This is a genomic window from Peribacillus suis (genome assembly GCF_059384845.1).
On the sequence record NZ_CM182019.1, the window covers coordinates 1183034 to 1199163 of the forward strand.

The following is a 16130-nucleotide window of genomic DNA, read 5'->3' on the forward strand; positions in this document are numbered from 1 at the left end:
AATGAAAGACGGATTATAGTAATAATACCAAGTTTATAGGTAAGGATAATAAAGTATAGTTTAGTGTGTATTAAGCCATCGTCTTTTCCTTAGTATGTTCGATTACCAGCCATAATGACAAGCAACTCTCATAATGCCGATTAGTCAACTAAAGGCACCTTTCCATCTAATAATAGATAAAAGGTGCCTTTATCTTTTGGAAAAGAAGAGAAGGATGGAATGATTTGACCGCTAGTATAGAAAGCGTTAGAGGTAGATCGATCGTTCCTTTATCATGGGTTTTCTTCATAAACATTATTCAAGGGGGCCACTATGGAAAAAAAAGAGGAGTTAAAAATCAAACATATCATTTCCAGTTTGGAAGAACTGCAATATGGGTCAGTTATCATAACCGTGCATGATGGGGAAATCACCCAGGTAGATACCACCGAAAAGAAGCGGTTTCCAATAGTGAAAGGAAGACCGATGAAAGCAAGATAAGATTATAATGTACCTGAAAAGGAGCTTTCTCATCGAATGCTCTTTTTTGTTTGGGAATTTTAATGCCTTTTTACGTTCTATCTTGAAAATAAATCAATAAAGCATATATAGAAGATAGTGATGCTTTTACATGGTAGAATTAGTAAGGTGTTACATAATTAATGAATCGTTAGAAGGGAAGGGTTAACCATGTCTTTACAAACCATTGAACACAAGATTTTGGATGCAGTGGGATCATTTAATGGACGCATTGCTTATAAAATTGAAAATAGTGATGGGGAATCCATCGCATATCATGAGGATGAATCTTTCCAATCAGCCAGTTTGATTAAAATTCCGATGATTATTGAAGGATATCGTCAGAGCGAAGAAAAGAAGATTTATTTGAATCAGCCGGTGACGATCCCGCCTGAAGAAGTGACGGGTGGATCAGGGGTTCTGCATGTTCTATCGAATAAAGTCTTTTTAACGGTTGAAGATCTTTTGTCATTGATGATTACAGTGTCCGATAACACGTCCACCAATATGATGATGACCTTGCTTGGCCAAGATGAAATTAATCAGTGTATAAAGGATCTTGGACTTAAACAGACTATTCTTCAACGGAAAATGCAGGATTTTAAAGCGTTGAAAGAAGGCCGGGATAATACCATCTCCGCAGCGGATACCATTACCTGTCTAAAGGCGATACATACTGGAGACTTTTTAAAGAAAGAGAACCAGGAAAAAATATTGCGTATAATGGATAATCAACAGTTAAGGGATAAGCTTCCGTCACAAATGGGTAAGGGTGTGAAAGTGGCAAGTAAAACGGGGGGGATTCGTGGTGTCGCCCATGATTGTGCGATCATCCGTTCAGACAAACAAACCGTCTACGCCGCAGTCCTGACTGAGGACATGAAAACCGAGGAAGAAAGCCGTCAAGTCATTAGTCTAATAGGAAAGTGGATTTACGAAGACATGATGGGGGAAGCTTAAAACTTCTAGTACACTTTTAATTTCACCTTTTTGTCAGATTAATAATTTATTGATTGCTCCACTTTTGTAATGTAGTTTGGAATAAAAAGGGAAAATGGTAAGCGAAAAAGAAACGGAGCGGTACTATGAAAAAGGGGATAAAGCTTGGCGGTATGGGTATGGTCGTGCTGCTCGTATACTTTGGAATCTTACATATGAAGATCATGGAAAGCAGCCATCAGCCAATCCCTGAAGATGCGGGATACCTTATCGTTTTAGGAGCAAGAGTAAAAGGGAATGTTCCATCTTTATCATTACAATACCGGATTGATAAGGCAGCAGACTATTTAAAATCGAATGGAAGTACGGTGGCCATCGTCTCTGGTGGCAGAGGTCCTGGAGAAGACATTTCAGAAGCCGAGGCAATGAAACAAGGGCTTATCAACCAGGGAATTGAAGAAGGAAGAATCATCATGGAGGACGAATCAACATCAACCAGTGAAAATATTGCTTTCTCGAAAGAGTTCATTCCGGATCCTTCATCGATTGGATTGATTGTGTCGAATGATTTTCATCTTTATCGAGCCGTGAAAATGGCTGAAAGAGAAGGATTGAAAGTGACAGGGGTTCCTGCAAAGACGCCGCGAATCGTTTTAGTGAAATCATATATCCGTGAATACTTGGCCATAACAAAGTACTATTTGACCCAACTGTTTTGAGACGTTCATTCAATATTTATGAAATGCCCCCTCGTGAAAAGGTGGGCATTTCAAATTCACTCGACTTCCACTACTATATTAGGCACCTCCCAGAACTCATTCTCTTGATAGATTTGCTCAATCGTCTTATAAACAGGGTATCCAATATAGGAAACCTCAACTTTTTCTTCAGCATCGACTTCTTCTATATCTATATCATCAACAAAACCAAGTTGATCATCGATCTCCATTAAATAAAAGCCAAGCGCTTCATAATCGCTACTGGCGGCAATGACCTTACTATCGAATCCTCTATTCGAGACCTTATAATATTTCATTAATAAACCTCCTATGTTGTTTAATCTGTACGAAAGTAAAAGAACGGTTTCTTATACTCTGATATACCCCTAATTAAAAATCTAAATCATATAATTGGAAAAATTATGAAAAGCAAAAGAGCGGGCAATCTCTTCATAATTATTTGCTAGTGGCCTTTTATGAAATAACAAATTTAATTCTCTGCAGCGTAGTTGCTATTTTTATCGTTTCGTGTTATTCTAATAAAGAATTGTTTTTGGTAATGAAAAAAGGTATTAGTATCTTCTTGAAAAATCAAAAATAGTAATACAATGTGTGTTATGCACTAGGAGGCAACAAAAATGGAACAAGGTACAGTTAAATGGTTTAATGCAGAAAAAGGTTTTGGATTTATCGAACGTGAAAACGGAGACGACGTATTCGTACATTTCTCAGCTATCCAAAGCGAAGGTTTCAAATCTTTAGACGAAGGTCAAAAAGTAACTTTTGACGTTGAGCAAGGTGCTCGTGGAGCTCAAGCAGCTAACGTTCAAAAAGCTTAATTTTAAAACTAAATCGTAACCTATATGAACAGACTCCCCTAGGGGAGTCTGTTCTTTGTCGTCGTCGTTTATACATAAAAAAAACCTTACTCCGTTGAAGAGTAAGGAAATCATTGCATACAAAAAAAGTGAAAGCTTATGCTTTCTCCAGTTCTTCTTCAAAGAAGAATGTTGTTGGATGTTCTTTGACTGTATAAGAATATCTTTTCATGTTTTTTACATATGCCCATTTACTAATTGTAACTAATTCATCAGTTTCAAGGATCGTTACGGTTTCGCCACTATTGTATTTATTACTTTTCAATTTATGCACCCTCTTTACTAATAGTATAACATATTTCACGATAAAAAATGTGTCCAAGATATTCCAAAGGGGCCATTAATGGAAAGAATCCTTATATTCATGTAGATTATGAAGAACTTTATTATTTTATTCGAAGTAATTCATTCTTCCAAAAGTCATATAATTATGCTGTAATAATAGATCTTCGCCGCGATGATGAAGGGAATGAGATGTGAGAAGAATCCCTCTTGTATAGTCTAAATATTTAAATAATGATTGACCTATAAGAATTATCGTACTATAATCTTGTTAATTAACATATCGAGCGAGCGACGAAAAGAAACCCATTAAGCCGGTCTCCCTGTTATATAGAGAATCAGTGGTTGGTGAAAACTGATACAAAGACTAGGTGAATTTCATTCTTGGAGCTTTTTTATACTGCAAAAGAGAAAGTGGTATAAGACGGGTTAAACCGTTATTTTAACAAGTGGGAAACAGTATTGTTTCCAATTAGGGTGGTACCGCGTGAAGCCACGTCCCTATCGTTACAGATAGAGACGTGGCTTTTTTGTCTTTGATTTGTTTTTAGGGAACCATAATAAAAAGGGATAAGGAAGGGTTAGCATGCAAACAACAGAGCAATGGTCATCGAAGATTGGTTTTATTTTATCCGCAGCTGGATCAGCGATAGGGGTAGGTGCCATATGGAAGCTCCCATATGTTACTGGGATGAGTGGGGGAGGGGCATTCTTTCTTCTTTTTATTTTATTTTCTTTGTTTATGGGTTTTCCCTTATTATTGGCGGAATTTATCATAGGCAGGAGCACACAAAAGGAAGCCATCAGTGCATATCGTAGTTTAGCTCCCAACAGCAACTGGCATTGGATTGGAAGATTAGGGGTATTCACCTGTTTTCTTCTACTATCTTTCTATAGCGTAATTGGTGGATGGATTGTCATCTATTTCGCCAAAGGTCTGTTTGGTGGAATAATTAGTGAGGGTGCAGATTATGGCTCTGTCTTTAACGGGACAATCGGCAATCCGTTGTTGGTCCTTGCAGCTCAATTTATCTTCCTAGCCTTTACCGTTTTGGTTGTAGCGAAAGGAATTCAAAATGGGATCGAAAAAGTGAGTAAAATATTGATGCCTGCTTTATTTCTGCTTTTTATTGTTTTGATCATTCGCTCACTTACATTAGATAACGCTCTGGAAGGTGTCAAATTCTTTCTAGCACCTGATTTTTCTAGCATGACTTCTCAAAGTGTCCTGTTTGCGATGGGCCAGGCTTTCTTCTCCTTAAGTGTTGGAGTGTCGGTCATGGTGACTTATAGTTCATACCTTTCAAAAAAGGAAAGCTTAATCCAACCAGCCATATCCATCGTCGCGATGAATTTATTGATTGCCTTATTAGCAGGATTGGCCATTTTCCCAGCTGTATTTTCACTAGGATTAGAGCCAGCTGAAGGGCCGGGTTTACTGTTCGTTGTATTGCCTGCGGTGTTTGACCAAATCGTGTTTGGAGAAGTTTTCTTATTAGGGTTTTTAGCATTATTCCTATTCGCCACTTTAACGTCGGCCTTCTCCATGTTGGAAATTATCGTGGCAGCCATCGTTAAAGGAAAAGAGGAGATGAGAACCAAATATGCCTATATCATTGGCATCTTAATCTTTGCAGTAGGCATTCCCTCTGCATTATCCTATAGTACTTTTTCTGATATCTTAATCTTCTCGAAGAACTTGTTTGATTCAGCCGATTATTTAGTCAGCAACATATTAATGCCACTAGGCGTGCTATTAATCTCGATCTTCGTTTCATATAAGATTAAGAAAAGCACGTTGAGAGAGGAACTATTACAGCATTCACGCCTAGGCGCCCAAGCATTTAATATATGGTTCTTTATCATGAGGTTCATCATTCCTCTGGTTATTATCATCGTGTTTCTTGATGTTACTGGGATACTTGATAGGGTAGTGGGGCTCTTCTAATGGGATTGAGGTTATAGAAAGCCACCTATTGGACAGTAAATGGATTTGCGTAAATGATTAAGGTAGTAATTTTACGTATAAAATAATAGCCACGTGCATCTTAGCACGTGGCTATTAAGCTTGATGTTTAAAATTTATTTATAGGCAATAAATTTTTGTTATCATAGCTAAACGCAAAATAAAAGTACTATTAAGCCGATTAGATCAGCCGATTAGACTTTTAAAACTCTAAAAATTATCCTTGCCTTTCTAGCGATTAAATTACATGCTCTAGGTACTTATGTTGTATATCCAAAATTCTTAATACAAGATTCTATTCAAATTTAACATATAGTCACTTTTTCTAAGATGAGAGATACATATATTTTTTTACAGATTAGTATAATATGGTTTTATATAAGCATATTATATTAAAAATGCGGGTACGAATATAGAAACCTTTTATAAATGGGGGGTAGGAATATGGAAACCTTTATACAACAAATTAAAGCGCTATCAACTAGGATAGAACGAATAAAGGATAACATTCAAACTGAGGAAGCAACTAAAACCTCGTTAATTATGCCGTTAATACAAGCATTAGGATATGATATTTTTAACCCCGAGGAATTAGTACCAGAATTCATAGCTGATGTTGGAATAAAAAAAGGTGAAAAAATTGATTATGCCATAATGGAAAACGGACACCCTGTTATTTTAATTGAAGCAAAATGTGTGCATGAAAAACTACATAAACATGATTCGCAATTATTTAGGTATTTTGGAACTACCAAAGCTAAGTTTGCAATCTTGACCAATGGTATTGAATATAAGTTCTTCACCGATTTAGAAGAACCTAATAAAATGGATGATAAACCATTCTTTATATTTAATTTACATGAAATAAGAGAAAATCACCTTCTGGAGTTAGCCAAATTTAGAAAAAACTTTTTCAATGTAGAAAATGTATTAACTACTGCCTCCGAATTAAAATATACAAATGAAATTAAGAATTTTTTAACTCAACAATGGGAGGAACCAAATGAAGAGTTTATCAAATTCGTATTAAATGATGTTTATCAAGGTGTAAAGACAAAAAAAGTAATCGATAATTTTCGGGAAATAGTAAAAAAATCCCTTAATCAATTCGTCAATGATAAAGTAAATGATAAGCTTCAAAAAGCTTTAAGTTCAACTGATGGAAATGAGTTGAATACGACGGAAAAAATAAATGACGATATAGCACCAACAAACGAAGAAGAGCTAATTGATGAACTGGAAAAAGTAGTAGATGGACCTGTGATTGTGACAACCGAAGAAGAAATAGAGGGATATGTTTTAATAAAACTTATGCTTAAGGAAAACCTAGATGCAAATAGAGTTTACTATAGAGATAATAAAAGTTATTTTAATGTTTTACTGGATGATAATATCCGTAAATGGATTTGTAGATTAGGTTTTAATACTAGTAATAAGTATATCCAATTAAATGATGAATTAAAAACTACCCATAAATTAGATAGTGTAAACGATATTTTATTATATAAAAATGAAATATTAAGGGTTACCGAACAATTTAACTAATAGGTAAAAATAGTTAGTCATTGGATAAATTTATAATATAACAAATATAGCCACGTGACTATAAACACGTGGCTAATGTATTTTTCTAAAAAATGTGAAATCCAAAGTTTTGAAACCTTTAAAATCCTCTATATCAACACTATTATTAAAACGCCCAATCCCCATTACGGAAGACAGCTTCTGAAGTGCCGTCAGGAAGGATGCCGTCGATGTTCATTTTATCCGAACCAATCATGAAATCAACATGGGTTAGACTTTCGTTCAGACCATGTTCCGCCAGTTCCTCGGGGCTCATGTTTTTTCCACCTTCAAGACAGAATGCATAAGAGCTTCCGATTGCTAAGTGGTTGGATGCATTTTCATCGAATAATGTATTGAAAAATAATACGTTTGATTGGGAAATGGGCGAATTGAATGGGACTAGTGCCACTTCTCCTAGATAGTGTGATCCTTCATCTGTATCGACCAATTGTTTCAAGATTTCTTCGCCTTTTTCAGCCTTCACTTCTGTGATCCGGCCTTCCTTGAATGTCACGGAGAAATTATCGATAATATTGCCGCCGTAACTAAGTGGCTTTGTGCTTGAAACCGTTCCATTGACACCATTTTTCAGTGGAACCGTGAACACTTCTTCCGTTGGCATGTTAGCCATGAATTCATGTCCTTGCTCATTGATGCTGCCAGCTCCGCACCAAAGGTGTTTTTCAGGCAATTCGATGGTTAAATCCGTACCTGGTGCCGTGTAGTGCAATTTCTGGTAATGTTTTTCATTTAAATAATCCACTTTTTCATGAAGCGTGTCGTCGTGTTTCTTCCAAGCCTCGACAGGTTCTTTTACATCAACCCGGACTGCTTTAAAGATCGCTTCCCAGAGTGCATCGATGCGTTTCTCTTCAGCAACTTCAGGGAAGACTTTATCAGCCCAAGCTTGTGAAGGGACTGCGACAATGGACCAACTCACTTTATCGGACTGCATATATTGACGCCACTTTTTCAGTGCGGTACCCGATGCCTTTTGGAAATTGGCGATCCGTTCAGGTTGAACATTCTTCAAAAGGTCAGGACTTGAGGAGATGACCGATAGAAAAGCTGCGCCATTTTCAGCAAGCTCGATCGTTTCTTTTGCCCGCCATTCTGGATATTCGTTAAATACTTCAGCGGGGGCCATTTCATATTTTGTACGACCGACAATATCATCATTCCAGTTAACGATGACATTACGTGCTCCGTTTTCATAAGCCTTTTTAACGATGAGCCGAACAAGTTCAGCTCCTTCTAAGGTTGTGTTTACAACGAGGGTTTGTCCCTTCTGGATATTGACGCCGACTTTAACGGCCAGTTCTGCGTATTTTTCTAAATTGGTTTGAAATTCATTCATCTTTTAAAACTTCCTTTCTCTTATCTCCAGTTTAATTGTATCGATAGTTTCTGAAAAAAGAAACTTTTTACACATATGTATCATAAAACGTGGGGGTTCAAATAAATCCGATAAAAAAATAGAGGAGGATGGAAAAGCTGAGTGCAGGGACTCAGCTTCTGTGAACACTCTCATTATTTTTTCAGTACATCATGGTCTACATAACGTTCCCCGTTGATTTCACTTAGCAGGTTAATGGCCACTCTGGCTCCGTCACCGGCCGTAACGATGGTATGTACGCTCACGCCTGCACCAGCGCCAGCAGCCCAAATTCCCTCTACGGATGTTTTCCCTAGTGAATCCACGTCATACACTTTTTTAGTGCGCGGCTCTATGCCGTCTTTTGTTGTGACTCCCGCTTCTTCGGCTAGATTAGTGATCATTCCCGTCGCCAGGATGATGTAAGTAGCATCAATAGGGCCGTTTTCCGTTTCGATTGTAAATCCTTGTTCCGTTTTTTCGATGCCTGTAACTTTTGTTTCGATATGTTCAGCACCGAATTTCTTTGCCTGTTGAATTCCGATATGGACTAAGTCAGGTCCAGAGATTTCATCCACACCATAATGGTTTTCCATCCAGGCTTTTTTTGTGATACTTGCATTACTGTCGAGAATGACTGTCTTTTTTCCTGCCTTAGCCGTGAAGATGGCGGCACTTCCGCCAGCAGGTCCGGCACCGATAATGGCAATTTCATACATAGGAATAATCCTCCTTTTTCTCTACCTTGATTCTATCAAACGTACATAGGAAAAGGCTATTGAAATGATTTGAGAATAATCACAATAGTAAAATATATTAAAAGGGTGCAAAAAGCATGGAAGAGAGGGTCCCGGAAGACCCTCTCTTTTAAAAATTATTTGTCTAGGTTAATCCAGACGCTTTTAACTTCTGTATAATTTTCAAGTGCATAGGAACCCATTTCCCGTCCGATTCCGGATTGCTTATAACCACCGAATGGGGAGGCGGCATCAAATGCATTATAGCAGTTTACCCAGACAGTACCGGCACGTAACTTTCCTGCTACATAATGGGCGTTAGCTAGATCGCTTGTCCATAAACCGGCAGCCAACCCATATTCACTTGCATTTGCCCGGTTGATTACATCGTCTATATTCTCATACGGCATGGCAGCAATGACTGGACCAAATATTTCTTCTTTGGCAATGGTCATTTCCTCTTCTACACCGGCAAAGATCGTTGGTGAAACAAAGTAGCCTTCATCGCTAGGATTGTTTCCTCCTACCAATATTTCTGCACCTTCTTTTTTTCCTTTTTCAATGTAACCAAGAACTCGATTCTGCTGTTCCTGGGAAACGAGTGGTCCAATTTGTGTATTCGGATCCAATCCGGCTCCTTGTTTGATCTTTTTAGCGTGACTAGTCATATCAGCCACGACATTATCATAGTGTTTCTTTTGTATATAAACCCGGGAGCCGGCACAGCATACCTGACCCTGGTTAAACATGACACCATTTAAAGCTCCAGGAATGGCTTTGGAGAAGTCGGCATCTGGAAGGATGATGTTAGGCGATTTCCCTCCGAGTTCCAGTGTCACGCGCTTCAATGAATAGGAAGCAGAACGCATGATCATTTTCCCTACTTCAGTAGAACCGGTGAAGGCAATCTTATCGACTTCAGGATGGTCGACAAGGGCTTGACCAGCCGTTTCACCGAATCCAGGGACGATATTGACGACACCGTCAGGGAAACCGGCTTCCGCGATTAGCTCTGCTAAATAAAGGGCGGATAATGGTGTTTGCTCGGCAGGTTTCAAAATGACCGTGCAGCCAGTCGCAAGAGCGGCTCCCAGTTTCCACATCGCCATAAGAAGCGGGAAGTTCCAAGGGATGATTTGACCGACGACGCCTACAGCCTCATGTTTTGTATAGTTGAAGTAATTTCCATTTACCGGAATGGTCTGTCCGACGATTTTAGTCGACCAGCCAGCAAAATATCTCATATGCTCAATGGCTAGAGGGATATCCGCATTTGTTGTTTCACTGATGGGCTTTCCATTGTCCAGTGTTTCTAATTGCGCTAATTCTGTTTTATTTTCTTCCATTAAATCTGCTAGTTTATACATCAACCTGCTACGGTTTGCGGCGCTCATCTTGGACCATGGGCCTTCATCGAATGCTTTTCTTGCGGCTTTAACAGCTAAATTGATATCTTCTTTATCCGCTTCATATACATCTGCGAGTTTCTTGCCTGTTGCGGGGTTGGGAGTGGTAAAGGTCTTCTTCGAGGCACTTTCTACGAATTTTCCATTAATATAGAGCTTTTTAGGACCTTTTAAAAACTTGTCCAGCTTTCCACTTACTTCTAACGTTAGATTGGTCATTGTTTCCCTCCTGAATATAATGATTATATTGGGCAAAACATGATGACTTAATTGATAACGCTTTCATATTCCAATATTTATCATAAAATAAATAGATGAAATATTCAATCATTACTATTCGACATTTTATTCTTAAATGGAAAAAGGCTTGAAATCAACGTTTTTTCTATTTGAGTAAAGAAAAGTGTCAAGACAGTTGTAAATACTATGGCGAAAAGGAAAATTAATAGGTAATATTAAATAGGAGAATATATTGGTAAGCGATCAGATTTTAGGAGGTTTATATGGAAAACAATGCGAAAGTGATATCGCAGCGTAAACTGCTGGGTGTCGCTGGTTTTGGATGGATGTTTGATGCACTGGATGTGGGGATGCTTTCTTTTATCATCGTTGCATTGAAACAGGATTGGAATTTAACGAGCCAACAAGTCGGTTGGATCGGAAGTATCAATTCTATCGGGATGGCTGTAGGGGCGATTCTCTTTGGAGCAATGGCAGACCGGGTTGGCAGAAAGAATGTCTTTATCATAACCTTATTATTATTTTCGATTGCGAGCGGTCTGTCTGCAGCCGTCAGTACGCTTAGTTTATTCCTGATTTTGCGTTTCTTGATAGGGATGGGGCTCGGGGGAGAGCTACCCGTTGCTTCAACACTCGTTTCTGAAAGCGTCGAGGCAAGTAAAAGGGGACGTGTTGTGGTACTCCTTGAAAGTTTCTGGGCGGTCGGCTGGTTGTTGGCGGCGCTCATCTCTTATTTCATCATTCCTGTATACGGATGGCGTGTGGCTTTGTTATTAAGTGCGGTTCCGGCATTATATGCTCTATATCTACGTTTGAAATTACCCGATTCTCCTAAATATACGGAGCTTGAAAAGAAACAGAGACCGTCTGTGCTGAACAACATGAAAATGGTCTGGCAAAAAGGGCACGCACGTCAGACACTTGTTTTATGGATTCTTTGGTTTTGTGTGGTCTTTTCCTATTACGGCATGTTTTTATGGTTACCAAGTGTCATGGTCATGAAGGGCTTCAGCATGATTCAGAGTTTTGAATATGTATTGATCATGACGTTAGCCCAATTGCCTGGTTATTTCTCTGCTGCGTGGTTGATAGAGAAGATGGGGCGTAAGTTCGTATTGATTACATATTTAATAGGAACGGCAGGTAGTGCATTTTTCTTTGGCTCCGCTGAAGGCTTATCACTCTTGATCGTATCCGGCATGTTCCTATCGTTTTTCAACTTAGGTGCATGGGGGGCGCTTTATGCGTATACACCTGAACAGTATCCAACCGTCATTCGTGGAACCGGGACGGGGTTAGCAGCTGGAGTCGGACGCGTCGGGGGCATTTTGGGGCCGTTGCTTGTCGGGTATCTAGTTGCTGGAGATACACCGATATCGACCATCTTCACGATTTTCACAATCGCGATTTTAATTGGTGCTGTTGCTGTGGCATTTGGAAAAGAAACGAAGAATACCATTCTTTCATAAAGGAAGGAGGATGACTCGAAATGAGCATCCTCCTTCTATTAATTAGTGAATCTTTTTATAGTGTATGAAAGGTGTGTAGCCACGTCCATTGGATTTTTTGCCTGTGTAATGGCAGAGACGACCGCAGCACCGGCAATTCCACTTTTAGAAAGCCTGTTGATATTATCCGCTGTAATCCCACCAATCGCAACGGCAGGAATCGAGGTACTGTGACAAATTCTCTCCAGTTCCCCTTTTTTCAAAGCAGTTGCGTCTTGTTTCGTTTTTGTCGGGAATACAGAGCCAACACCAATATAGTCAGCGCCATTGTTTTCAGCTTCAAGGGCCTCCTCCAAGGTAGAGACGGATACTCCAATGATCATATTGTCAGGAACAAGGGTCTTGATGATGGGAAGAGGAAGGTCATCCTGCCCAACATGAATTCCATCCGCTCCTACAGCAAGCGCAATATCCACGCGGTCATTAATGATTAACGGAATCGAAAGTTCATCAAGGACCCCTTTTAATAGAGAAGCTTTTTGATAAAAAGTAAGGGAAGATGCCTGCTTTTCTCTAAGTTGGACGGCCGTAACTCCGCCTGAAACCGCCTCGGTGATGATAGTGGTCATGTCCTCGACGGCTAATGATTCTTCCGTGACTAAGTAAAGGCTCAAATCAAATGGCACTTTCTTCATGCATTTTCACCTCGTATTTCCATATGGAATCATTCATTCCTGAGATGGCATCGATAATCCGTGTCCGGTATGTCCCTGTGCCATCATTTTTTTCAAGGGTTCTGGCAGCAAGCTCACCAGAGATGCTCATGGTTGAAATTCCTGCGATAGCAGCTGAATAGTAATCCTCCGTAATTCCGCAGAAGACCCCAATCAAGGCCGTCGACATACAGCCGGTGCCGGTCACCTTTGTTAAAAGAGGGTTTCCATTATCGATGATGGACGTACGTGAAGAGTCACTAACGGCATCCTTGGCTCCACTCACGACGACAACACTCTTCAGTTTTCTAGCAGCACGTAGGGATAGTTCTGCATTACTCATGGAAAGCGGTCCTGAATCGACCCCTCGCGTTACGATATCGCCTCCCATTAGCCGATGGACTTCACTTGCATTGCCGCGAATAATCTGGACAGTCATTGAATCGAGCAGTTCCATCGCTTTCTCTGTTCGGTAAGGGGTGGAACCGACGCCCACAGGATCTAAAATTACGGGTATATGGCAATCGTTCGCTGTTTTCCCGGCAATCGCCATCGCCTCCAAGGAAACATCATCCAGTGTACCTAAGTTAATCACCAGTGCTTGTGCCAGTTTGACCATGTCCGCCACTTCTTTTGGATTGGAAGTCATAACGGGAGAACCACCAATTGCCAGGGTAGCATTGGCACAATCATTTGCAGTAACAAAGTTGGTGATTTGGTGGACGAGTGGTTGTTTCTTTCTCACTCTGCCAAATAAGTCTGCAACGGATGTATTCATGTGAAATCACTCCGTTCCTTTTTATAAAATTGATGGAAATGGTGAACGGGTCCGTGTCCCTTACCGAGTTCTAAGCTATTTCGTATCGCTTCTGAAATATAGATTTTCGCTTGTTCAATGGACGTCGCTAAAGGAAGTCCATTAGCAAGATTAGATGCAATGGCAGAGGAAAGGGTACAGCCAGTTCCATGCGTATTTTTCGTATGAATGCGTTCACCCTTGATCCAAGAGAACTCCTTGCCATCATAAAAGAGGTCATTTGGATTTCCTGCTGCATGTCCTCCTTTCAGTAAAACAGCCTTCGGACCCAGTTCCAGAATAGCGGTACATGCCTTATAAAAGTCCTGCTTCGTCCGGATCGGGAATCCGGTAAGGACCTCTGCTTCAGGTATATTGGGCGTGACAAGTGTAGCAAGTGGAAGTAAATCAGTTTTTACCGACGAAACGGCCCTCTCATCTAACAGATGGTGTCCACTTTTGGAAATCATGACAGGATCAAGGACGACGATAGCCGGTTTAAATAATTTTAGCGAATGGGCGACGGTTTCGACCGTCTCCTTTGATCCAAGCATCCCTATTTTTACTGCGTCGACACGAATGTCTTCAAATACGGCCGCAATTTGATCGGTGATCACAGGGAGATCGATGGGCTGTATAGATCGAACTTCCAAGGTATTCTGTGCCGTAACGGCTGTGATAACAGACATGCCATAAACCCGATGGGCCGAAAATGTTTTTAAATCAGCTTGGATGCCGGCTCCGCCCCCAGAGTCAGATCCGGCGATCGTTAGTGCCCTTTTCATAAAAAAACCCCTTCATATAATGATTTTTTAAGAGAACTTTCAATAAAAGAAAGCCTATAATTGCGCCCGTTAAAGAACTAAGAAGAAAAGCTGGCAGAAAACCAAAAAGTGCCGCTTTTTTTCCCAATAATAAAAGCGCGATCGGATAACAGGCGATGGATCCGAGAATGCCTGTCCCCACTATTTCTCCCAAGCAGGCGTGTCCCATCCTTTTTGTTTTTTGGTAGAGGAAGGCCGCCAGCAGGGCACCAATCATGCTGCCCGGAAATGCAAAAATGGAACCTGTACCTGTCATGTTCCTGATAAGGGATACTAAAAAGGCCTGGGTCACAGCAAAAAGCGGCCCCAACATAACGGCTGTCATGACGTTGGTTACATGTTGAATAGGAAACACCTTCGCAAAACCAACAGGGATGTAAACGAATGAGCTAGTCAGGGTAGTGATGGCCGTGAACAAGCTAGTCAACGTCATTTTCCGTAATAAGTTACCCGTGTCTAGCATTTAAAGCGGCCAATCCTGTTCGTTGTGAACCATGTCCCAAAATAAATATTCATATCGGGAGGTCATTAAAAAGTGTTTCTCTAATCTTTTCAATTCCTTTTCAGGCATATCTTCCGTCAGTTCGTCTAACAGCTTGGCCAACCATTTGTGCGCATCTGCGAATTCGGGGGATGCATACGATTGAATCCAAGCGATATAGCGATTTGTTTCTAGTGCTGGACCATTTTGTTCTTTTAATAACGAGCCAATTTCATAGTAATCCCAGGCACAAGGAAGTAAGCAGGCAATAAGGTCGGCTAAAGTTCCATGATGGGCAGCATTGAGCATATAACCTGTATAGGCAAGGGTAATCGGAGTTGGTTCGGTATTTTCCAATTCCTCAGAACTAATTCCGAACTCCTTGCAGTAGCTCCTATGCAAATCCATTTCTACCTGTAGAGTCTCATTTAAAATACTCGCAAATTTGGTCATGATCTCAAGGTTAGTGGCCTTGATGGTCCCTAAGGCAAAAAGCTTGGCATAATCCATAAGATAGATATAGTCCTGCTTTAAGTAATAGGCGAATTTCTTTTCTGATAGTGTCCCGTCTCCAATTGCTTGAACGAAAGGATGAGTATGATTCTTTTTCCAAATTTCTTTTGAACGTTCGTGAAGTCTAGCACTGAAAGTTTTCATTTGGGTTTTCGCCATGATTTTTCCCCCTTATAATTCATTCACATACAAAGGAGGGGAGTGTCCAAAAATGAAGAACAGCCGCTTTCATATAGAAAGCGGCTGTTCTAGGAATGTACGAATCCCTTTTTCAACCTGCTTTCCTCCGCTGGTATGACCAGATCAGGTACAAAGGGTTTGATTCTCAGCCTATTAATGGCTCCCCTAGCAGCTTATTATTCAATTAAACGAAAACCCCGTTCCTGAAAACGGAACGGGGCAGATGGATGAAGTCAAATATACGACGACGATATCATCCACTTTCCTCCGCCGGCATCACCCGGATCAGGTTCAAAGGGTCCGGAACATCATTCCATCTCAGTCTTATAGAAGACTCCCCTAGTGGTATTTCGTATGTGATTATTGTCATCATATCAGATAAAAAGGAAAATGCAACCTTTGAATCCAATAGAATTTTATGAGTATCTTGTGGCGTGAAAGGGGTAGTAGGATAAAATCCCCATTGGCAAATGGAGCATACCTAACCCACGGTCAATTGGAGGAAAATATAGTTATTAGCAAAATAGGGATATGGTCTTACCTTGTGCTAAAAGGGCACACGGAAAAAT

General features: G+C 40.2%; 17 protein-coding genes, 2 riboswitches and 1 other annotated feature. Of the genes, 7 read left to right on the top strand and 10 right to left on the bottom strand.

The genetic code is table 11. The features are described 5' to 3' along the window. Positions 1-312: 312 nt before the first annotated feature. The 3 genes from AC503W_RS05855 to AC503W_RS05865 all read left to right on the top strand — a co-directional run bounded on the left by AC503W_RS05855 (position 313) and on the right by AC503W_RS05865 (position 2156). Entirely contained in the window at positions 313-480 is a 168-nt protein-coding gene (locus tag AC503W_RS05855) for a DUF2292 domain-containing protein (RefSeq protein WP_402867881.1), read from the top strand. A 189-nt stretch (positions 481-669) separates the two neighbouring features. Beyond that, positions 670-1458 carry a serine hydrolase gene (locus AC503W_RS05860; RefSeq protein ID WP_427688450.1) on the top strand — a complete coding sequence of 263 codons (789 nt, stop codon included), beginning with the start codon at positions 670-672 and terminating at the stop codon, positions 1456-1458. A gap of 125 nt (positions 1459-1583) precedes the next feature. Next, entirely contained in the window at positions 1584-2156 is a 573-nt protein-coding gene (locus AC503W_RS05865) for a YdcF family protein (RefSeq protein WP_427688448.1), read from the top strand. 56 nt (positions 2157-2212) lie between these two features. Here AC503W_RS05865 and AC503W_RS05870 read toward each other — a convergent pair whose 3' ends face one another. Beyond that, a complete protein-coding gene (locus AC503W_RS05870) occupies positions 2213-2473 on the bottom strand; it encodes a hypothetical protein (protein WP_402867884.1) in 261 nt (86 codons plus the stop codon). Positions 2474-2794: 321 nt separating this feature from the next. Between AC503W_RS05870 and cspC the strand changes: the two genes are divergently transcribed. Continuing rightward, positions 2795-2995: a cold shock protein CspC gene (gene cspC / locus AC503W_RS05875; protein WP_010331195.1), complete on the top strand. Its 201-nt coding sequence runs from the start codon at positions 2795-2797 to the stop codon at positions 2993-2995. A 136-nt stretch (positions 2996-3131) separates the two neighbouring features. Here the strand turns inward: cspC and AC503W_RS05880 are convergent, their stop codons facing one another. Continuing rightward, on the bottom strand, positions 3132-3299 hold the full coding sequence (locus tag AC503W_RS05880; protein WP_402955962.1) for a hypothetical protein: 168 nt from the start codon (positions 3297-3299) through the stop codon (positions 3132-3134). A 302-nt stretch (positions 3300-3601) separates the two neighbouring features. Further along, positions 3602-3822 (top strand) — a binding site (T-box leader). Between the two features lie 80 nt (positions 3823-3902). Between AC503W_RS05880 and AC503W_RS05885 the strand changes: the two genes are divergently transcribed. Next, positions 3903-5264 carry a sodium-dependent transporter gene (locus tag AC503W_RS05885; RefSeq protein WP_427688446.1) on the top strand — a complete coding sequence of 454 codons (1362 nt, stop codon included), beginning with the start codon at positions 3903-3905 and terminating at the stop codon, positions 5262-5264. 462 nt (positions 5265-5726) lie between these two features. After that, positions 5727-6827, top strand: coding sequence for a type I restriction endonuclease (locus AC503W_RS05890; protein WP_427688444.1), 1101 nt, complete (start codon positions 5727-5729; stop codon positions 6825-6827). A 145-nt stretch (positions 6828-6972) separates the two neighbouring features. Here the strand turns inward: AC503W_RS05890 and AC503W_RS05895 are convergent, their stop codons facing one another. From AC503W_RS05895 to AC503W_RS05905, 3 genes are all read right to left on the bottom strand, one after another. Next, the gene (locus AC503W_RS05895; RefSeq protein WP_427688443.1) at positions 6973-8205 is read right to left on the bottom strand and encodes an aminopeptidase; all 1233 of its coding nucleotides are present in this window, start codon (positions 8203-8205) and stop codon (positions 6973-6975) included. Positions 8206-8378: 173 nt separating this feature from the next. After that, positions 8379-8942, bottom strand: a complete 564-nt coding sequence (locus AC503W_RS05900; RefSeq protein WP_402867888.1) for an FAD-dependent oxidoreductase — start codon at positions 8940-8942, stop codon at positions 8379-8381. Positions 8943-9097: 155 nt separating this feature from the next. After that, complete coding sequence (locus AC503W_RS05905) at positions 9098-10585, bottom strand: aldehyde dehydrogenase family protein (RefSeq protein WP_407406317.1); 1488 nt, start codon at positions 10583-10585, stop codon at positions 9098-9100. A gap of 284 nt (positions 10586-10869) precedes the next feature. Here AC503W_RS05905 and AC503W_RS05910 point away from each other — a divergent pair, with 284 nt between their 5' ends. Continuing rightward, positions 10870-12075, top strand: coding sequence for an MFS transporter (locus AC503W_RS05910; protein WP_402867890.1), 1206 nt, complete (start codon positions 10870-10872; stop codon positions 12073-12075). A gap of 38 nt (positions 12076-12113) precedes the next feature. Here the strand turns inward: AC503W_RS05910 and thiE are convergent, their stop codons facing one another. Genes thiE through tenA form a run of 5 tightly spaced genes read right to left on the bottom strand, consistent with a single transcriptional unit; the run spans position 12114 to position 15540 of the window. After that, positions 12114-12749 carry a thiamine phosphate synthase gene (thiE, locus tag AC503W_RS05915; protein ID WP_427688440.1) on the bottom strand — a complete coding sequence of 212 codons (636 nt, stop codon included), beginning with the start codon at positions 12747-12749 and terminating at the stop codon, positions 12114-12116. After that, positions 12730-13545: a hydroxyethylthiazole kinase gene (gene thiM, locus AC503W_RS05920; RefSeq protein WP_402955992.1), complete on the bottom strand. Its 816-nt coding sequence runs from the start codon at positions 13543-13545 to the stop codon at positions 12730-12732. Before thiM ends, thiE begins: the two co-directional genes overlap by 20 nt. Then, a complete protein-coding gene (gene thiD / locus AC503W_RS05925; protein WP_427688438.1) occupies positions 13542-14348 on the bottom strand; it encodes a bifunctional hydroxymethylpyrimidine kinase/phosphomethylpyrimidine kinase in 807 nt (268 codons plus the stop codon). The genes thiM and thiD overlap by 4 nt, the downstream gene beginning before the upstream one ends. After that, the gene (gene thiW, locus AC503W_RS05930) at positions 14317-14850 is read right to left on the bottom strand and encodes an energy coupling factor transporter S component ThiW (RefSeq protein WP_427688436.1); all 534 of its coding nucleotides are present in this window, start codon (positions 14848-14850) and stop codon (positions 14317-14319) included. Before thiW ends, thiD begins: the two co-directional genes overlap by 32 nt. Further along, complete coding sequence (tenA, locus tag AC503W_RS05935) at positions 14851-15540, bottom strand: thiaminase II (protein ID WP_427688434.1); 690 nt, start codon at positions 15538-15540, stop codon at positions 14851-14853. Positions 15541-15645: 105 nt separating this feature from the next. Further along, positions 15646-15738, bottom strand: a riboswitch (TPP riboswitch). 68 nt (positions 15739-15806) lie between these two features. After that, positions 15807-15912: riboswitch (TPP riboswitch) on the bottom strand. Between the last annotated feature and the right edge of the window lie 218 nt (positions 15913-16130).